The following is an 18,786-nucleotide window of genomic DNA, read 5'->3' as shown; positions in this document are numbered from 1 at the left end:
CAGCGGGAGCGGACTGCTCGGCTGTGGGGAGAAGTTGTGAGCGGGATCACGTCATACGGATCAGTCGCACGGAGGATCGTACGAGAGCCGCGGCAGGTACTTCTCCCACTCCTCGCGGGTCAGGACGTTCCCGGTCGTGGCGCAGATGTGGCGGATCGCGTCGGCCACGTCGAGGTCCCACAGGCGGATCGTGTCGGAGCCGCTGGACACCCCGAGCATGCGGCTGTTGGGGCTGAACGCGAGGAAGTTGCCGGTCTTGGCGTTCGGGCTCATCGACTGCCCGATGCGGCGGGCGTCGGCCGGGTCGGCCACGTCCCACAGCCGGACCGTGTTGTCGTTGCCGCCGCTGGCCAGGGTGCGCCCGTCCCTGCGGTAGGTCAGGGACACGACCGCCTCGGTGTGACCGGTGAGCGCCTCCCCGGCCTGGCCGGCCTCGGCCGGGTCGCCGACGTTCCACAGCCGGACCGAGTCGTCGTCGCTGCCGCTGGCGAGGGTGGCGCCGTCCGGGCTGAAGGCGAGCACGTTGACCGGGCCGGTGTGCCCGGTGAGCGGCTCGCCGAGGGGAGTGGGTGGACGGGTGGCCCCGACCTTCCAGAGCCGGATCGTGCCGTCCGCGCTGCCGCTGGCCAGGGTGGAACCGTCCGGGCTGAAGGCGAGGGCGTTGATGTAGCCCTTGTGGCCGGTGAGCGGCGCGCCGAGCGCCCGCGGACGCGCCGGGTCGCTGACGTCCCACAGCCGCAGGGTCCGGTCGGTGAAGGCGGTGGCCAGGGTCTTCCCGTCCGGGCTGTACGCCAGCGCGTCGGGGCCCATGAACCGGGTGCGCAGCACGATGGGGGAGCCGTAGGCGACCGGGTGGGCCGGGTCGGTGACGTTCCACAGCCGTACGGACTGCTCGCCCGTCGTCACCGCGAGCGTGCGGCCGTCGGGCGAGAACACCTGGGCGCGCTGGCCGGTGTCCCCGGGCAGGAACGGCCTGCCCAGCGCCACCGGCCGGGCGGGGTCCCGGACGTCCCACAGCCTGATCCGTCCGTCGCGCGCGGCCGTGGCGAGAACCTTGCCGTCCGGGCGGAACGCCCCGTTGCCGCCGACCATGTCCGACGTGGGGATCGACCACAGGCGCACCTTGCTGTCGCCGCTGCCGGTCGCGAGCGTACGGCCGTCCGGACTGAAGCCCAGCGCGTACATCTCACCGCTGCTTCCGGCGAGGGGCTCACCGACCTGTGACGGGGTCTCGGGATCGCTCACGTTCCACAGACTCGCCGTGCTGTCCGCGCTGGCGGCGGCGAGCATGTGCCCGTCGGGACTGAAGGCCACCGACCAGACGGGACCGGTGTGGCCGGTGAGCGGTGAGCCGACCGGGCTCGGGTCGGCCGGGTCGGCCACGTTCCACAGCCGGACGCTGTCGTCCGCGCTGCCGCTGGCGAGCATGGTGCCGTCCGGGCTGAACGCGACCGAGTGCACCAGGCCCGTGTGCCCGGCCAGCACCCGGTCGTACGCCCTCGGCCGCCGCGGATCCGCGGTGTTCCACAGCCGGATCGTGTCGTCGTCGCCCCCGGCCGCGAGGGTGTGCCCGTCCGGGCTCCACGCCACGGAACGCACGGCGGCACCGGCTCCGGTCAGCGCGCGGGGCGGCTCCTTCGCGTCACGCATGTTCCACAGCCGTACGGTGCGGTCCTCACCGGCGGAGGCCAGCGTGCGCCCGTCCGGACTGAACGCGATCAGGTAGATCGTGCCGCGATGCCCGGTCAGGGGAGCGCCGAGGGGCTTGGGGCGGCGCGGGTCGGTGATGTCCCACCGCCGGATCGTCCCGTCGTCCCCGGCACTGGCCAGGGTCCTGCCGTCCGGGCTGAAGACCGCGCTGCTCACCCAGCTCGCGCCGCCGACGAGGGGCTCGCCCAGCGCCTTGGGGTGACTGCGGTCGCTGACGTCCCACAGGCGCACGGTCCGGTCGTAGCTGGCGGTGGCGAGGAGCTTGCCGTCCGGGCTGAACGAGGTGAGGTAGACGGCGCCGGTGTGGCCGGTGAGCGGGGTGGCCAGGGGCGCGTTGACGATGGAGATCAGCCGGGTGTTGGTGCCCTCGTCGTCGGGCCTGAGTCCGTGCGCGACCAGGTCGATGCGGGCGGACAGCGACGGATCCGTGTACTGGACGCGGTCGGCCTCCGCGACGACCTGCTCGAACACGGCGTCGTTGCGCTGCTGCCAGGCCACCACCGCCGAACCGACGGCCACCATCGCGAGGACGACCAGCGCCGACACCGCGCCCCGGGCGATCAGGACCGTACGGCGGCGCAGCCGGACCGAGGCGGCCAGGAACTCCACCGCGCTGCGGGTCAGGAAGGTGTCCCCGGCGGACTTCGCCCAGGCGCGCGCCTGCTCGAGCCGTGAGCCCCGGTACAGCAGCGAGGAGTCGCGGTTGGAGCCCTCCCAGGACCGGCCGTCCTCCTCGATCCGCTGGCGCAGCAGATGGTCGCTGCGGTCCTCGTCGATCCACTCGCGCAGCCGCGGCCACGCCGTCAGCAGGGCCTCGTGGGTGATCTCCACGGTCTCCGCGTCCAGCGTCACCAGCCGGGCGCGCACCAGTGCCTCGAGGGACTCCTCCGTCTTGCCGGGGTCCGTCGACTCCGCGGCCAGCTGACGCCGGGTGCCGCGCCTGCGGGTGGCGTGGGTGTCCTCGCCGAGGCGTACCAGACGCAGCAGCAGCAGCCGGGCCGCCGTACGCGCCGCCGGATCCAGACCCGTCCAGGCCCGTTCGGCCGTCGCCGCGACCGCGCCCTGGATACCGCCGGCCGCGCGGTAGCCGGCCAGGGTCAGCCGGCCCGCCTTGCGGCGCTGCCAGGTCGCGAGCAGGGCGTGCGAGAGCAGTGGCAGCACGCCCGCGTCGTGGGCCCCGCGCGGGCCGTCGGCGCTCACCTCCCGGACGATCAGCTCGGCGAGCCCCGGCTCCAGCTCCAGGCCCACGGCCCGGGCTGGAGCGGTCACGGCCTCGCGCAGTTCGCCGACGGTCAGCGGCCCGAGCACCATGTGCCGGTGCTGGAGCGCGTCGGCCAGCTCGGGATGGCTCAGGCAGCGCTCGTAGAAGTCGGCGCGGACACCGAGGAGCACGAGGGCGGGCGCGGGCGTGTCCGGTCCCTCGGGCGTGCACGCGGCGTGCAGCAGCCGGACGAACGTACGCCGGGCGCTGTCGTCCGAGCAGAGCGTGAACGCCTCCTCGAACTGGTCCACGATCACCACCGGCCGGGCGGCGGCGGCCTCGCGCTGAGCCCACGAGGCGACCGCTTCCCGCACGGCGGAGGCGAATTCGGGAGGATGGTCGGTTTCGCCACCGTCTGTTCCGGCGACGACCGGTTCCAACTCGGGTATACGGCGGGTCAGTTCCGTGACCGGATCGGCGCCCGGCACGAGCTGGAGGACCGGGTGGCCGCCGTCCTCGGCGTCACCGCCGAGCGTGCCCTCCTCCAGGGCGGTCACCAGACCGGCGTTGAGAAGGGAGGACTTGCCCGCGCCCGAGGCGCCCACGAGCATCACCAGACCGCCCGTGTCGGACTCGGCCGCCGACCGGAGCAGCTTGACCAGCGCCTCGGCGCTCCGCTCCCGGCCGAAGAACCAGCGGGCGTCCTCGCGCCGGTAGGAGGCCAGACCGCGGTACGGGCAGACGCCGGCGGGCACGGGGGCCGTGGCGTCGGCCGGCGACCCCTCGTCCTCCTCCGGCGCCACCGCGCGCTCCCACAGCCGCTGCCACTGGCCCAGGTCGTACAGTCCGGCCGAGACAGGGGTGGGACTGATCCGCCGCGCCTCGGGAATGAGGATGTGCAGCACGGCGGAGAGCGCGGCGAACTGAGCGGGGACGTTCCGGGCCCGCCGCCAGTCGCTGATCCGCTGGGCGGACACCCGCACGGGCCGCCCGCGCTCGTCGACACGCTGAAGCCGGCCGACTCCCTCGGACACCCGCTTGAGAGGCGGATTTCCCGCCTCCCGGTACAACAGCGCGAGACGTTCCGCGAAGGCCGTGCGTGTCCCTGAGTCGGAACTCAAGGTTCCACCCCTTACTTCCCTCGCGGTTGAATCCGGACCGGAAAACCCACTTTATACGGCTGACCTGCGGCAACGCACTGCCCCCGGCACCGGATCCTCCTCTGTCGGCCGCTGCGCTGGCAGGATCATGAGTCCACGGCGCAGCCACCGGGCGACGCCATGACAGGCCACCAGTACGGCGCCCGGTATTCCACCCAGCGCGCCGCACGTTCTCGGTCATATTCCGCCGACGATCCACCGCTTCCTCCGGTACCGGTCCCCACGAGGGGAGGGACCGGTACCGGACGAAGCGGGACGATCACCTTGCCGCCCTACACTTGGCCGCAACACCTGGCCGGACATACGCGGCGGAGGACGGAACGGAGAGGTCTGTGGCGAAGGTCGTCGGCGCTTTCCAGGACCCGTCGTCGGAGGTGCTCACCGAGGCCGCCGCCGCGTTCGGACTCCTCGCCTCCGCCGCCCGGCTGCACATCATGTGGGCCCTGGCCCAGGGCGAGAGCGATGTCACCCACCTCGCCGACCGCGTCGGCGGCGCGCTGCCCGCGGTCAGCCAGCACCTGGCGAAACTGAAACTCGCCGGCCTCGTCCGCGCCCGCCGCGAGGGCCGACGCCAGGTCTACTACGTCGACGACCCCGACATCGTGACCGTGGTCCGCGTCATGCTCGGCCAACTGACGGCCCGCGAGACCTCCTCCACCCCGACGGACCGGCTGCGCGAGGCCGGTGTCTGAGGAGCCGGAGGCCCCGGAGCAACCCGGTGGTGCCGGTGGTGCCGGGGGGTCGGCGTCCGAGCCCGCTGCCCCGGCCGAGTCGCCGCCCGTGCTCGTGGCTCCGGCGGGGCCTCCGACCGGACCCCCTCCTCCGTTCCTGCGCGTCCTCCCTGCCGCGGCCGACCTCGTTCCCGGCTCCGACCAGGCCGTGTCCCGAACCTCCGCCCTCGACCCGACGGCCGCCCTCCTCGCAGTGTTCCGCGAGCTCGACAGCGGCCCACGAGGACTGACCGAGGCACAGGCCGAGGAGCGGTTGACACGGTGCGGGGAGAACGTGATCCCGGACCGCCGGGACCCCTCCTGGCCCCGGCTGTTCGCCCGGAGTCTGCGCGACCCGTTCACCGCGGTGCTGCTCTTTCTGGGGCTGCTGTCGGCCGCCGTCGTCGCCTGGGGCACCGCGTCGGTGATCCTCCTGCTGGTCGTCGTGAGCTGCGTGCTGCGCGCCTCCGGCGAACACCGTGCCGACCGCTCCACGGCGGGACTGCGCCGCCTCGTGGCCACCACGGTCACGGTCCAGCGCCGGGCCCACGACGACACGCCACCGGCCACCCGGGAGATCCCGGTCGAGGAAGTCGTCCCCGGCGATGTCGTACGGCTCGTCCCCGGCGACCTGATCCCCGCGGACGTACGGCTGCTGCGGTCGACCGGACTGACGGTCCACCAGGCCGCGCTCACCGGAGAATCGGCACCGGTGGAGAAGTCCGCGGCCGACGCCAGGGACGCCAGGGGTGCCCTCCAGGACCCCCGGCTCTGCTTCCAGGGCAGCAGCGTCGCCGCCGGCAACGCCACCGCCGTCGTCACGGCGACCGGCGGCGACACCCTGCTGGCCGCGTCTCACCGCCGTACCGGGAAGCCCCCCGCCACCGCCTTCGAACGCTCCGTCCAGGGCGTCTCCTGGATCCTGATCCGCTTCGCCCTGCTGACCCCGCCCCTGGTGCTCATGGCCAACGCCGCCTTCCGCGGCCGTGGCCTGGAGACCCTCCCCTTCGCCGTCGCGGTGGCGGTCGGGCTGACCCCCGAGATGCTGCCGGTCCTCGTCACCACCTGCCTGGCCCGCGGTGCCGCCCTCCTCGCCCGCACCCACGGCGTCATCGTCCGACGGCTCCCCGCCCTGCACGACATCGGCGCCATGGACGTCCTGTGCGTCGACAAGACCGGCACCCTCACCCAGGACCGCCCGGTCCTCGACCGCGCACTGGACGCCGACGGCCACGACGACCCCGGCGTACTGCGCTGGGCGGCGGCGGCCGCCTGGTGGTCCCTCCAGCTCACCGACCTGCCGGCCCCCGACGCCCTGGACGAGGCCCTGCTCGCCGCCGCCGACGAGGACGCCCTCATGGCGTACGACGGCGTCACGGCCCTCCCCTTCGACCCGGCCCGCCGCCTGGCCGGCGTCGTCGTCCGCACCCCCGGCCGGCTCGGCACGCACACCCTGATCACCAAGGGCGCCGTGGACGCCGTACTGCGACGCTGCGCCCTGTCCGACGACGAGCGCGCCCGCCTGCACGACCTGGCCGACGCGCAGGCCGCCGACGGTGTGCGGGTACTGGCGGTAGCCACCAAGGAGCACCCCGCCGAAACCTGGACCCGCTCCTCCTCCCGCTCCTCCTCCGGAACCGGCCTCACCTTCCGCGGCCTGGTCACCTTCCGCGACGACCTCGCCCCCACCGCCGCCGAGGCCCTCGCCGGGCTCGCCGACCGCGGTGTCACCGTCAAGGTGCTCACCGGCGACCACCCGGGCACCGCGGTGCGTAGCTGCCGTGATCTGGGGGTCCCGGTGGCCGGTGTCCTCACCGCCGACCGCCTCGACACCCTCACCGACCCCGAACTCACCGAACTGGCCCGCAGTACGACCGTCTTCGCCCGCTGTACCCCCGACCACAAGACCCGCGTCGTCCGAGCCCTCCAGGCCGGCGGGCACACGGTCGGCTTCCTCGGCGACGGCGTCAACGACCTGCCCGCCCTGCGGACCGCCGACGTGGGCATCGCCCCGCGCGACGCGGCCGGCGTGACCCGCGAGAACGCCGACCTCGTCCTCGCCGGGAAGGACCTCACCGCGATCGGGCACGCGGTCGCCGCCGGCCGTCACGCGGGCGGCAACATCGCCACGTATCTGCGCATCACGCTCTCCTCCAACCTCGGCAACGTGATCGCGATGCTCTCCGCGGGCCTCCTCCTGCCCTTCCTGCCGATGCTCCCGGCCCAGGTCCTTGTGCAGAACCTGTCCTTCGACGCGGCCCAACTCGCCTTCGCCCACGACCGCCCCGCCCCGGCCGCGTCGCGCCGCCCGAGTGTGCTGCGACCCCGGGAACTGCTCCGGTTCATCGTCGGATTCGGCACGCTGAATGCCGTGGCCGACCTGGCCACGTTCGGCGTCCTCGCGCTGGCCCTGCGGGGGCCGGGGGACGACGAGGCGCTGTTCCACTCGGGCTGGTTCACGGAGAACCTGCTGACGCAGGCGCTGGTGATGGTCCTGCTGTCACCGGGCCGAGGCGCCCGCCACGGTCGGCGGCCGGGCCCGGTGACCTGGTCCGCCGCCGGACTAACCGCGGTCGGCCTGCTGCTCCCCGCGTCCCCGCTGGGCACGCCCCTGGGCCTGAGCCCCCTGCCCGCCGTGTACTACGCCCTCCTGGCGGCCGTCCTCGCGCTGTACGCCGTGGCCCTCCCGATGGCGAGGACCCGCTACGAACGCCGCGCCGAGGACTGACCCCGTCAGGGACAGGCGATGTCGAATCCGTACCGCAGCGGTTCGCCCGCCACCCCGTGATCGAGCCGGTAGACGTAGACCCCCTCGACCCGGACCCCGGGCGGAGCCCCGTCCGCCTGGCATGGATACGTCACCTGCAACACCCTGGGCCGATCGGCGACCTTGACCCGCATCCCGTCGGCCGGCCCGCCATCAAGAACGGCGACATCCCACCCGGTCACATCCGCTGCATCCACTGTCTCCGCTGCTTCCACCCCAACAGTTTAAAGCTCACGCAACCATCCAATCAGCGGAACAGACCCCCCTCTCCACCACATCGACGCTCCCATGGCCGCGAACAACGAAACCCTCAGCAGCACACGGTCCGGGTCACACCTTCTCGACGACGATCGTGCCCGGGACCAGCTTCTCCAGGTCGTCGACGTCCGAGCTGAAGACGGTGACCTGCCCCTTCTGCTGTCGCGCGATGACGGCGAGCACGGCCCGAGCGGCATGGCTCACATGCAGCTTGGAGAATGACCTGGTGGGCTGCCAAGCTCGCCGGCGATCGTCGAGGCATGCTCGAGCCGTGGCGCGCTCACCTCGCTGGGGACCCCAAGAGCGGTGTCGTGCTGACGGTCAGCCAGCAGCGCCGCTACGCCCTCGGATTCGGGATGGCAGCAATCCGTTACCGCTTGCGCGACACGGCGCGACCGGTATGGCGTCCGGTCGACTGGCTGCTGTCGATGGACTCGCGCGTCAATGGCCTCATCGCCACCGTGGTCGGCGCGCAGGCGATCTACATCGTGGACGACGGTGGAATCCCGGCGCTGGTGACGGAGATCTGGGAGCCGTGCGGGATTCTCGGCACCGGGCTCTACGTCTTGACCCGCTGGCTTCGCCGACTGCGCGGCATTGAGCTCGCAACCACGCAGCCGCCTGCGTCAGAGGAGGAGTAACACAGAGCGCTGCCGCGCGAGCGGCCCAAGTCCAGGGCGCGCTACGCCCACGTCACCCCCGGCATGCGCCGGCGCCCCCCTGTTTCAGACACTCTTGGATACGGTGGGATCCGGTTCGGGGACGCGCCAGACGATTCGGACCTGCTCGTCAAGGGGGAGCGAGGGGCCGCCGACGTAGATGCGGTGGACAAGGTAGAGGACGGCCAGCCGGAATGCCTCTGGTTCGATGTCGTCCACACCCGTCACCTTCGCCCGGCTCAGCTTGTTCACCTGGCGGACGATGTGTGGCTCAGTTTCGAGAGGGCCCAGCTCGGCGACAATCCCCGGTTCGAGTTCGTCGTCCTCTCGCATGGCCAGGATCGAGCGCGCTATCAGGTCGGGCTCGGCTTCAATCCGGTCGAGAATGCGGGCGAGGACGTAATCGTGGATCACGTCCGCCTCGATCCTGCCATGCTCCTCGGACTCCTCGCCTGTGCAGTTCGCACACCCCTTGCACTCCACAGGTTCGACGAGGTCGCCCTCAGGCCCTTCGTCGGCTTGCCGAGTGGAGATGAAGCATGAGGCCGCCCACATGATCTCGGATTGGCTCAGCTCCAGATCTTCGGCGGACCACAGGTCAGGGTCGGCGGGTCCGCTGCCTCGTCTGTCCTCCGGGACCGGAATCTCGGAGCGCATCAGGGACTCCAGGCTTACCCAAATGGGCTCCCAGCCCTGTGTGCTGAGCAGCAGAGTCGCCACAACGTCTCCTGGGCGTTTCCAGAAGATGAGGTCCTCGTCGTCGCCATTGACGAAGTGCAGAACGTGGTCCGCCGGGTCGAATTCGACTCCGGACATCTCGCCCAGATGGGTGAGGACAGCTTGTCGGCCTCGATAACGTCCGACGTAGCGGCGGGCATGAGCGACGAAGGACTCCATGGTGGTGCCGTCCAGCACCGCGTTGGGGCTGACGCCGATGAAGCGTGGCGGATTGAGGGGACCGAACCGGCGGAGCTGGTGGGTGGCATTCGCCCAGTGCAGTCGCGTGGTGTCCGGGTCGTACACCACGCAGTAGACGGGGATGTTCCCGTTCGCCCAGGTGCCGCCGTGCTGGTCGATAGGCACCGCGTAGCCGTTGCCTCGGCGCCAGCTGTCCCCACCCTTGACCTGAACCTTGATCGTGTCGCTCGTGACCTCCCCGTTGTCGGTGAAGGTGACGTAGAAGTCCTCGCCGAAATCGTTCTGCCCGGATATCTCTTGAACGATGTGATCGTGCTCTTCGAGCAGGGCGCGCAGCGCGTTCACAGCAGCCTGTCCTACGCGCCTTCCTTTTGAGATTTTCGGCATCCACGTTCTCCGAAGCTTCCTTGCTTGCCCAGACGGGCCCAGGATGGTGTCTTCCTGGGTCACCATGCCTCACGCCTCTGACATCGTGCCTGGAAGGGCCGGGGACTCTGAGCTCATGGCGACGGGGGCCTGGCACAGCCCGACACAACGAAAGTTCAGGTCGTTGACCGTGGGGCCACTCATCCATGAGTGCCGGCGGTCTCCAACTGGAACCCGAAGAAGGCTCCGCAGGAGGCGCGGCCCATCCCGGTCCTGGGCGAGCCGTGGCTCGGCGTCCCGGCTCAAAGACGCAGGGCCGGCGAACGGGCTGACGCCGACCCGCCTCCGATCGCCAAGGGCGTCATGCCTCACGGTCTGCGCCGCACCCACCAGACGATGGTGGAGGACCATGGCATTGAGAAGGCGTTCATGGACGAAAGCATGGACCATATCGGCTGCTTGGTCTCGGCGCGCTCTGCCCACATCACGTCCGGCTCGCGCAAGCCGGACACTCGACTTCACCTAGCGGTGGGAGGAAGTCGTTCCCAGGCTGAGCAGCGCGAGCACTCCGGCTGCCCGGGGGGCTCGGTGTCGGGAATCGGGTGAACGGTCGAGGGCGCTGAGTCATGGCCTTGGAAGGGTCGACGACACGCAGGCGTGGAGGTCGGACCGGGCAGCGGCTGGTGGGCCCCTACGAGTTGTCATGGGCAGCCAGGACTCTGCGGACCGAGTCCAGCAGGCGTTCAGGGTGCGGAGCGTCTTCCACGAGCCCCAGGGACGGCGGGTTGAAAGAGCTGATGGTGCCATCGTCGTTGCGCCTGCCGCCGCCCATGTTCAGGAGCGACCATCCCCAGTCCGTGCGGTCGAGGACCCATTCCTCGTCACTGTGTCAAAAGGTGAGCACACAGGAACAGGGATCCGGATACGTGAGGGCGGCACCGCTGCCCTCACGTGAATGAGATCCATGGAAGGAGAGCGATCCATTGAGGAGCTCACCAACCTCGGCGAGGACTGCGTGGGTGTCGGTCGGCAAGGTACGTGAGATCGGGGCGTGTTCGAAGGTGGCGACGACGAAGGACGCGTGGGAGTCGACCGCCGAGAGGGCGGTCTCGGCCGCGGTGTGCAGGCGGACGACGGCGTCCGAGAGGCCCTCGGGTTGCCCGGGGCTGGGGGGCGTCGCGAGGTGGATATCCCGGCGGCCTGCCATGTGGTCCAGCGCGCCGCCGAGTTGACGTAGCGCCTCGCAGGTGGCTGTCAGCTGGGCAAATGCTGCTGAAGCGACACCAGCCGCCTGCTGGGGTGTGTACAGCGCCCATTCGTGCGTCAGGGTGTGAGCGAGGAGCTTCGCGGTTTCGGCGCCCACGCATGCCAGAGCGATGGTGTGTCTGGGCTCCACATCGCCCTGCGAGATCAAGTTGGTGACCTCTTTGATCACTTCGCCCGCAAGCTCGTCCTTCTGCGCGACCGTCTGCCCCGGGAGCCGCCAGTCCTCCATGTCCGTGTAAGGCACGGTCGATGTCTCGCGTGACGTACTCCGCCCGCTATCGCGCAGCAGCCCCCTCAATTCCACACACCGCTGCTGTGCCGCGTCCCGTTCCCCACGAACCTGACGCAGCTCTTCTGTCAGGAGCTCGACGCCTTCCTCGACCTGCTCATACCGTTGCCGGCAGTTCTCCAGGTCCCGACGTGCTCCCTCGAGCAGGTCCGAAAGGGCATCCACGCACTCGATTGCCGCGTCCCGTTCCCGGCGCAGCACTTCGATCTCGTACCGGTGCGGATGTTCGACTTCCACGAAGCGCAGAAATGCTCGGTCGGCGCGCTCTCTCGTCTCCGTCGGCACGGGACGGCCGGAGACGCCCTCGACATGCCCGCAGAACTCGGTGAGGAAGCCGACCGGGGGCAGGCGCCGCAGGTTGAGGTAGCGGGAGAAGTCGTGCGGCGGGTAGCCGATGTGCTTCGCCAGTTGCTTCTGGCTGAGACCGGTGGTGTCCAGGAGCCGACGTAATAGCAGGGCCCACTCTTGCCTGAGCTCTGTCACGGCGGTCTCCTCAGCCGGCACTTGCGTCGTCTCCACCGCTTCTCATCTCCTACGAACCGGGTTGCCACCAATGGCAATTGTTGCGGATTCCCGCATCGAGCGACGGCAGGAGACGATCGCTGAGTTCCCGCACCACTTCTCCGAGTATGGGTTCCGCCCACGTGTAGGCATCGGAAGGAATCGTTCCATGACCGGCATTGCCCCTCGCTCTCATGGCTCCCCTCCGCGGAACGAGCCTGGTGCCCTTCGCGATCCCCTCGTGATTGCACTGCTAGTGACGATGAACTTGCTGCTTGTAGGGGCCACGGTCTACCTCTGTGCGGTCCACCCGAGCCTGGTTGGCCCACTGAGCACCGGGATTGCCCTGGGCGCGGTCCTGCTGGCTACCGTTGCCCTCGTGTCCCGCCACCGCTGACTTCCCTGGCAGAGCCCGAGCAGTGGGAGGCGGAGCTCGACGCCCGCCTCGCGATGTGCCCCACGTCATGGTGCGCGTGCTGAACGGTCTTCTGCGCGTGTGGGCCACCGCCCGCCGGTAGTGGCCCTCCGCTCCCAAAGCGGGATCGGGAACAAGTCAGGGGCCCGACCCGCAATGCGGATCAGGCCCCTGACCTGGTGCTACAACTGTCGGGGTGGCGGGATTTGAACCCACGACCTCTTCGTCCCGAATTAGGCTCTAGAAGATCACCGGCCAGCCAACCATGTCAAAGATGCAGGTCAGAACGTTGGGGTGCGTTGGTCTCCGTTGGCGCCTGGAGGCCTCAGCTTTAAGATCATCTCCAGGATTTCTCCAGGGCCCTCTACTCCTCGATCCAGTCTTCCGCCACGGCGCGAATGAAAGTCGCAAGGTCGGCTTCCTGGGGAGGGATGCGTGTGGGGTGCCGAGCCGCGAAGACAAAGTAGTAGTGCTCGACTCGTGCACGCAGCTCGTTCGCCTGCGGTTCTGCGGCAGCCAGAGCCAGAGCGACGTGCCCTGGCTCTCCGTACGCATGGACGGGGCGGCCGAGACCGTCGTAGCCCTCGAAGAACTCATCCACGGACTCGATCAGGTCATCAGCCAGGGCAGGCTCATGCAGGATGAACATGCGACCGTCCTCGTCGAAGAGCAACACGGGGTCTGCTGGATCCGTCACCGCTGGCCCTCCTGCATGTCGGAACTTGCCGCACCCTCGTCGCGCTGCTTCCCGACGGTGGTACCACGAAGCCGTGATTGGCCGCGGTGCGCGATAGCACTCCCTATCTCGGCGGGAGTGGGCCAGGGTGCGCGGCGATGGATCATGCGATGGCAGTTCGCGCAGATGAGTGCTAGATCGCTGAGCTTGGTTGTCCCTTCGCCGGCCTCGTGCAGAGGCACGACGTGATGACACTCGACATAGCCGGCTCCGCGCTCGCCGTAGACCTCCTCGAAGTCGAATCCGCATGCTTCACATGCGAGGCTTCCGCCCTTCCGGAGGACGGAAGCGATCTTCTTCTTGCGCAGCCCCTGGTTTCGTTCCCGCGCCCGATGGCGGCGCCACAGCAGCTGTCCTTCGGGCGCACTGAAGTCGTCGTCAAGCTCCTCTTCGTCAGTCTGAGCGAGGCCCCGCAGCCCGCCAGTGCTGATGCCTTGTCGGAGCAGGCGGGCCACCTTGGTCATCTCATCTGGCCGGGCAAGGAACTCGTGGAGGACTTCCACATCCAAGGCGCCACCATTTGTGGGTTTGCCGGGGTAGTTAGGGTGCCGGGTAGCGATGTCAAACGTTTTGCGGGCCACCCCATTGGGGTTACGAAACTTTTCATTGCGGTCAGCGTGAGTGTGAAGAGGTAGCAGCTGAAGCAAAGCAGACAGTTCGATGACCTTCCGGTCCTGTACGCTCAGCCCCTTCCAGTCGTTTCCCATGACGAGATCGCAGGCAAGGATGACTTCGTCGCGTGCCCAGTCGGGATTCTTTACAGATCTGACTTGGAATCCCAGACGTGTCAACCAAGCGGCTGCGTGGTCCTTGCCCCCGCTGAATTCGTCAGCAGTAAGCACCCGCCCTTGGTCCCACTTGTGCGCCACTCCGACTATGGCCTTTGAGTCGTACTCCCGTCCCTCGTGGACCAGGACATATGAGCGGGCCTCACCGAATCCATACTTCGACAGGAAAGCTTCGCGTCCTGCCTCATCGTGCTCAGCAACGGCCTTGAGCACGGACCCCGGGGTGATTGCTCCTCTACGCATGTTAGAAGAATAGGCCGGAGACTGGCAGCACGGGATCGATTTCGTTCGGATCAGCCAGCCCACAGTCTGATTCCTCAGAAGAGACCGGAAGAAGTCGGTGTCGTGTCCGAAACCGACTGTGCCGGGAGAAGTTGGCTTAGAGCAACTTTCACTCTTCGGTTTGCTTGAAAGAAAGCTTTAGTAACTCGGGAATCCGATTAACGAACAAGTCGCCGAGTTCGTAAAGTTCGTACACTTCAGCCAGGGTCTTATCTAGGACGAAGCTTGCATAGTTGTTGTGAACCATGTTGTTGCGAAGCGAGCCGAGTTCCATGAAAGCGCTGATGTGACGAGTCAAGTCCGGGTCGTCGCGGCAGTATTGCTTCATGCCTGTTTTGAAGTCCGGACCGAAAATGGACCAGAACTTTCCCGCGTTTGTTGTGTCCCAGTCGAAGAGTGTGTGATATTTTCTGCGAATTGCACTCTGGTCTACTAGCTCGACAATCTTCGAGTCTAGAGTGTTCTCGGAAATGTGATCCTTGAGTGCCTGGCTCACCCTGTCTTCGAATTCGCTGGCAGCGGCCAGGAGAAGCACCTTAGGCAGGGTGATCTGCAGAGTCGCGTGGTGAGATGCCTGTTGTTGGTCGCTGAGGTAGTCGAGTACGCCTCGATGATCGGCGTACATCCTTGCGACCCTACTCATGAGGCATTGCCAATAAACTCGCTAAGGAGCTGTTGAGTTTCGGCTAGCCTTCCCTTGACATTAGCCGTTTTAGTGGACCCCTCTTGCGCGAACTTAGTGAAGCGAGTGCTCTTTCCGATGCGCTCAATCCACTCAGGCCGGAGTCGTGTAATTTCCACCCCCTCTTTTTTAAGGTTAAGTGCGGCTACATAGATAGCTTCGAAGAGCAGAGGGCTGAACCGGGCGGACCCTGCCTGATACGTGCTTCGAGTGCAGTTTTGGTTCAGTCCCATGAACCAGGACCATTCATCTGCGGTCTGTTTAATTTTCTCAGACCCGAACTTCTTTGACTTCTTGCAGAATCGGTTGACAAAACCCGTCATGGACCCGGCGTAACCGTCGGTCCCTTCACGCAAGGAAAGGCTACGGAGGATGATCTCCATATCCTTCATGCGGGAATCTGGCTCCGAAGATCCGAGAAGTTCACGCCATTTGGTGTTTTCGTTAAGGCTGAAGATTCCCTGGAAGAATTTTGAATGGTACAAGCTCGCACGGATTTCCTGCGGGTTAAGGTTGACGCCTCCGGTGTTCAATCGGTTGAACATTTCGAACATGGCTGAGTCGTCATCTGCAGGACTCACCTGCTTTACGATCACATTCCGGATTGTCCGCAAGTCGAACTGGCGCTTGAACTCGGCAAGTGTCGAGTAGGTGCGCCCAGCGAACTTGTTCTTCTTCTCTCCTGGGAGGCTCGGCAGGCTGAGCTTGAAGCTCTCGAAGTATTCATCATCTTGGAGAATTTCCTCGGAAATCCCGCCCTCTGCATTGAAGAGTTTGCGGAGTGTGCTTCGCTTTTCCTTGCGCGGAAACCTCTCCTTTGCGAAGAAGAAAACGGTCATCAACCTCTGCTGGCCATCAATTACGAGGAAGTCATTATTCCCTTCCTCGTAGAGGAATACTTGTGGTACCGGTAGTCCGAGGATGAGTGATTCGATCAGTTTTGATGCCCTCTTTCGATCCCAGACGTAATTCCTTTGGAAAGGGGGGACCTTGATCGCGCCTTCTTCGAGGAAGCTATTGATCGTTTTGGTGTTGAAATCGTTAGGTGAGGCGACGATCTGGTACTCGTCGATCTGGCTAATGACCCCGTCTTCGGAAAGCTCCGTGAAGTTGAGGTCCTTGAGGTCGGACTCCTGATCGAATCCGGGCTCGTCGAGCTCTTGCTCTGTCACTGGCCTGCTCCCTGCCGCGTCGATGCCTAGATCGACACTTTAACGATGTGTCAGGCGTCAGGGGAGTGGATGGCGGACGATGATGGCCCTGCTGGTGTCGTCGCTTTTGCTAGCTGAGCTGAGGCAGGGGGCGTCCCGCTGAGGGTCGCTCCTTCATGCGGCGATGCCAACGATGCGTGGAGCGCATCAGCTGAGTAGCTGGGCAGCAGCCGTGCCCCCCTACCGACGTCGAGGGGCACGACTGCGTTGATCGAGAGTCAAAAGCGAGGAGCGTCCAAAGCCGCGACTACGGCCGCGGGATCACCGTCGTACAGCAGGTGCGGTTCGTCTGCCTGAGGGGGGAAAAACCGAGTGCGGTATCGCTGAAGGTCGCTCTCGGAGAAGTAGATCGAGTTGGGATCGTTCGCGTGGAACTCGTTGCGCTCGCTGATCCTCGCCCATAGCTCCTCGTGACTGGCTGCGAGGTAGACGAGTACAGGGGTGGCGCCGACGTCGGTGACGATGGTTCGCCAGTTGGCCCGGTCCTCCGGAGTCCAAAAGCCGTGGTCAACGACGACGTCGCGGCCGGCCTTGAGGTGGTCCCTGAGTTCGACCGCTACGTCCTCTAGTACCGGTCGTTCCAGGGTGGGGAAGATGCCTCGGGGGAAGTCCACCCCATACACACCATGTCGGCGGTACATCTCTTCGTCCGGGCACAGCCGTACGAACCCGCGAGCAGTGAGAACACGGGAAAGGGTCGTCTTACCGGAGCCGGGGAGCCCGGCCATCAGGACGCAGAACGGTGGACGTGGTGGCATCGGTCTCGTCATGGTCTGGGAGATGGCAGCCATCTCCGCTTCGGCTTCGAGCGTGATTGTGCCAGCCGCGTGGGCTGCAAGGAGTGACCCTAGGCGCCCTTCGAGCCCGTTCGCGAGCGTGTCATCCATCACCGTCATGGAGCGACTTCCGATTCCGTACGCCATGTGCGGCCAGGGCCCCCGAGGTCCACGCCGTACTCCACGGTGTTCCCCTCGCTGTCCACGAACCGTGCCGTCATCACGACCACAGGATCGGTCGGGGGATGCTCAGGGCCTAGCTCCAGGAGCTGTGCGTACTCCGGCGTCAGTAGGCGCGCTGATGCCGTGTCGATGCGGTGGCTGATCGGGTGACCAGTCACCTGGGCGATGAGCTGGAGCGAGGTTCCCCCGGTCAGCCGCTCGCTCTCCGCAAGTTGCGGGATCAGTTGCCCGTAGCGAGCGGGAATCCATGACGTGCTGTGGGCCACGATGCCATGCCGGTCTCGGTAGACCCGGCTTCGACGGATCACGTCGGAACCGGGCTGAATATCCAGTGCTTGGGCTACGTCAGCGGGTGCGGACACTACGGCTGCCTGATGTGAGTCGGACCTTTCGCCTGCCCCCCAGCTGGATCCGGTGCGGCGCCCCCGGTCCTGGCGCTGGGATCCCGAAGACATCGGAGCCGGCTGGTCCAGCACCTCGGTACCGATCCCGTGGATGCCGCGCACAAGCCCCTCGTTGCGGAGCTTACGCAGAGCCTTTTCGGCTGTCGCGGTGCTCACTTTCCACTCTTCCGAGAGGTTCTTGATGCTCGGCAAGAGCGTTCCTGGCTCTAGCTGACCAGACGTAATCAGCTCTGTGTAGTGGGCGGCAATCTTCGCGTACGGCGCCCGATTGTCGGCCTGGCCTGCCATGTTGCCTGCTCCCTGTCGTTACTTCCCTGAGGTTCCCTAGCTTACCGCTTGACACCGCAGGGAACCCTAGGGAACCTTAGGGATGTGCCCGCCGGTCGCTTCGGGGAACGGCGGTCGCTGAACCTCGGCACACCTGTGTTCAAAACGGGCGTGAACCAGAGGTTGCGTCAACGCCCGGAGGGCTCCGTGAAACGGGCTCGAAGGAAGCGACTGTCGGTTGAAAACTCAACAGCGTGCTGAGGGACACCGCCCCACCTCTGCAAGCAAGGGGGCGGCATATGTGGGTTCTGTCCCCACGTGTGAGTAGAGCGCATTTCGACCTTTTCGCAGCTCATCTGCTGCGGCCGGTTGCCTCCGCTGCTCGTCTCGTACGAGCAGCGCTGAGGGGAGCCGGATCTACCGACTTCCACGGCGCGCGGCCCCGGTGCTCGAACACCGGGGCCGCTTTTCGGGCCGTCCACCTGTGAGAGGAACCACGACCCAATGGACCACATCGTCACTGCTCAGGAAGCTGTTACCGCGTTCGGCGCCTTCATGGAGCCGACGGATGCGGAGCTGGACGCGATCGAGCGGGAGATGCCGCTGATCCTGGCGCGCGTCGACCTGCTCGACGCGCAGATCATCACCCTTGACCGCACCCCGACCGAGCTGGACACCCGCCGTATCCGCCGCGCCCGGCGCCGGGTGCTGGACGAGGGCCTGGCCCTGGTCAACCGCACCGCCGACGTCACGCTGTCAGGGGGTGCCGCGTGAGCACCCCGACGCAGAACTTGACGGCCGCGCACGCCGAGGTAAAGGCGGAGATCGCGCGGACCGACAACAAGGTCGCGCTGTTGCTGGCGTTCATCGGAGCCGTCCTCGCCGGAGCGTGGACGATCGCCGTCGGCCTGCCCCTGAACTGGCCCGCCGCCACCGTGGGTGGCCTCGGTATGGCGCTCCTGATCGCGGCGGCCGGTCTGCTGCTGCGCTCCGTCCGCCCGAACCTGTCCGGCCGGCACGGCTTCCCGCTGTGGGCCACCCTCACCCCCGAGCAGATCGCCGACGCTGTCGCCGGCGATCTGGCTGCCGACATCGCGGGTCTGTCCCGGCTCGCGGTGGTCAAGTTCACCGGCCTGCGCCGCGCGGTCGACCTGACCCTGACCGGCGGCGCCCTGCTCGTTCTGGCCCTCCTGCTCACCGCCGGAGGTGCCCTGTGAACCGCACCGAGCTGACGAAG

Annotated in this window: 16 protein-coding genes; 5 read left to right on the top strand and 11 right to left on the bottom strand. The window is 67.2% G+C overall.

Annotated features, from left to right (window positions below):
* Window positions 1–60 precede the first annotated feature (60 nt).
* Entirely contained in the window at window positions 61–4,032 is a 3,972-nt protein-coding gene (locus ACFYRX_RS24325; protein WP_389103312.1) for an AAA family ATPase, read from the bottom strand.
* Window positions 4,033–4,403: 371 nt separating this feature from the next.
* Here ACFYRX_RS24325 and ACFYRX_RS24320 point away from each other — a divergent pair, with 371 nt between their 5' ends.
* Together ACFYRX_RS24320 and mgtA are read left to right on the top strand one after the other, a co-directional pair.
* Complete coding sequence (locus ACFYRX_RS24320) at window positions 4,404–4,763, top strand: ArsR/SmtB family transcription factor (RefSeq protein ID WP_389103309.1); 360 nt, start codon at window positions 4,404–4,406, stop codon at window positions 4,761–4,763.
* A 187-nt stretch (window positions 4,764–4,950) separates the two neighbouring features.
* A complete protein-coding gene (mgtA, locus tag ACFYRX_RS24315; RefSeq protein WP_389103307.1) occupies window positions 4,951–7,509 on the top strand; it encodes a magnesium-translocating P-type ATPase in 2,559 nt (852 codons plus the stop codon).
* A gap of 5 nt (window positions 7,510–7,514) precedes the next feature.
* On the opposite strand, the gene ACFYRX_RS24310 is transcribed toward mgtA, so the two are convergent.
* Both ACFYRX_RS24310 and ACFYRX_RS24305 read right to left on the bottom strand, forming a co-directional pair.
* Window positions 7,515–7,745: a hypothetical protein gene (locus ACFYRX_RS24310; protein ID WP_389103692.1), complete on the bottom strand. Its 231-nt coding sequence runs from the start codon at window positions 7,743–7,745 to the stop codon at window positions 7,515–7,517.
* Between the two features lie 133 nt (window positions 7,746–7,878).
* Window positions 7,879–8,010: a hypothetical protein gene (locus ACFYRX_RS24305; RefSeq protein ID WP_389103305.1), complete on the bottom strand. Its 132-nt coding sequence runs from the start codon at window positions 8,008–8,010 to the stop codon at window positions 7,879–7,881.
* A 56-nt stretch (window positions 8,011–8,066) separates the two neighbouring features.
* Between ACFYRX_RS24305 and ACFYRX_RS24300 the strand changes: the two genes are divergently transcribed.
* Entirely contained in the window at window positions 8,067–8,447 is a 381-nt protein-coding gene (locus ACFYRX_RS24300) for a hypothetical protein (protein ID WP_389103303.1), read from the top strand.
* An 84-nt stretch (window positions 8,448–8,531) separates the two neighbouring features.
* Here ACFYRX_RS24300 and ACFYRX_RS24295 read toward each other — a convergent pair whose 3' ends face one another.
* From ACFYRX_RS24295 to ACFYRX_RS24260, 8 genes are all read right to left on the bottom strand, one after another.
* On the bottom strand, window positions 8,532–9,728 hold the full coding sequence (locus ACFYRX_RS24295; RefSeq protein WP_389103301.1) for a DUF4365 domain-containing protein: 1,197 nt from the start codon (window positions 9,726–9,728) through the stop codon (window positions 8,532–8,534).
* A 910-nt stretch (window positions 9,729–10,638) separates the two neighbouring features.
* The gene (locus ACFYRX_RS24290; protein WP_389103299.1) at window positions 10,639–11,823 is read right to left on the bottom strand and encodes a helix-turn-helix domain-containing protein; all 1,185 of its coding nucleotides are present in this window, start codon (window positions 11,821–11,823) and stop codon (window positions 10,639–10,641) included.
* Between the two features lie 761 nt (window positions 11,824–12,584).
* Window positions 12,585–12,917 (bottom strand): hypothetical protein, encoded by a 333-nt coding sequence (locus ACFYRX_RS24285; RefSeq protein ID WP_389103296.1) that lies wholly within the window; start codon window positions 12,915–12,917, stop codon window positions 12,585–12,587.
* A complete protein-coding gene (locus ACFYRX_RS24280; RefSeq protein WP_389103294.1) occupies window positions 12,914–13,957 on the bottom strand; it encodes an HNH endonuclease in 1,044 nt (347 codons plus the stop codon). Before ACFYRX_RS24280 ends, ACFYRX_RS24285 begins: the two co-directional genes overlap by 4 nt.
* A gap of 178 nt (window positions 13,958–14,135) precedes the next feature.
* Window positions 14,136–14,651, bottom strand: coding sequence for a HEPN domain-containing protein (locus ACFYRX_RS24275; RefSeq protein ID WP_389103291.1), 516 nt, complete (start codon window positions 14,649–14,651; stop codon window positions 14,136–14,138).
* Window positions 14,652–14,665: 14 nt separating this feature from the next.
* Window positions 14,666–15,880, bottom strand: coding sequence for a DUF262 domain-containing protein (locus ACFYRX_RS24270; protein ID WP_389103289.1), 1,215 nt, complete (start codon window positions 15,878–15,880; stop codon window positions 14,666–14,668).
* A 257-nt stretch (window positions 15,881–16,137) separates the two neighbouring features.
* Window positions 16,138–16,815, bottom strand: coding sequence for an AAA family ATPase (locus ACFYRX_RS24265; RefSeq protein WP_389103288.1), 678 nt, complete (start codon window positions 16,813–16,815; stop codon window positions 16,138–16,140).
* Window positions 16,812–17,570 carry a GntR family transcriptional regulator gene (locus tag ACFYRX_RS24260; RefSeq protein WP_389103286.1) on the bottom strand — a complete coding sequence of 253 codons (759 nt, stop codon included), beginning with the start codon at window positions 17,568–17,570 and terminating at the stop codon, window positions 16,812–16,814. Before ACFYRX_RS24260 ends, ACFYRX_RS24265 begins: the two co-directional genes overlap by 4 nt.
* A gap of 483 nt (window positions 17,571–18,053) precedes the next feature.
* Here ACFYRX_RS24260 and ACFYRX_RS24255 point away from each other — a divergent pair, with 483 nt between their 5' ends.
* Both ACFYRX_RS24255 and ACFYRX_RS24250 read left to right on the top strand, forming a co-directional pair.
* Window positions 18,054–18,323, top strand: a complete 270-nt coding sequence (locus ACFYRX_RS24255; RefSeq protein ID WP_389103283.1) for a DUF6284 family protein — start codon at window positions 18,054–18,056, stop codon at window positions 18,321–18,323.
* The gene (locus ACFYRX_RS24250) at window positions 18,320–18,766 is read left to right on the top strand and encodes a Pycsar system effector family protein (protein ID WP_389103280.1); all 447 of its coding nucleotides are present in this window, start codon (window positions 18,320–18,322) and stop codon (window positions 18,764–18,766) included. Before ACFYRX_RS24255 ends, ACFYRX_RS24250 begins: the two co-directional genes overlap by 4 nt.
* Window positions 18,767–18,786 lie beyond the last annotated feature (20 nt).

Origin of the sequence: Streptomyces sp. NPDC005374, assembly GCF_042872225.1 — a bacterium.
In the GTDB taxonomy this organism is placed as follows: domain Bacteria; phylum Actinomycetota; class Actinomycetes; order Streptomycetales; family Streptomycetaceae; genus Streptomyces.
The sequence above is the reverse complement of the archived record's forward strand: the minus strand, read 5'-3'. Positions and strand labels throughout refer to the sequence as shown.

What these genes read in the sequence shown, in the direction of transcription:
- ACFYRX_RS24275 (WP_389103291.1), bottom strand. Translation starts at nt 14,651, where the DNA reads ATGTACGCCGATCATCGAGGCGTACTCGACTACCTCAGCGACCAACAA.
- ACFYRX_RS24300 (WP_389103303.1), top strand. Translation starts at nt 8,067, where the DNA reads ATGCTCGAGCCGTGGCGCGCTCACCTCGCTGGGGACCCCAAGAGCGGT.
- ACFYRX_RS24260 (WP_389103286.1), bottom strand. Translation starts at nt 17,570, where the DNA reads ATGGCAGGCCAGGCCGACAATCGGGCGCCGTACGCGAAGATTGCCGCC.
- ACFYRX_RS24265 (WP_389103288.1), bottom strand. Translation starts at nt 16,815, where the DNA reads ATGACGGTGATGGATGACACGCTCGCGAACGGGCTCGAAGGGCGCCTA.
- ACFYRX_RS24255 (WP_389103283.1), top strand. Translation starts at nt 18,054, where the DNA reads ATGGACCACATCGTCACTGCTCAGGAAGCTGTTACCGCGTTCGGCGCC.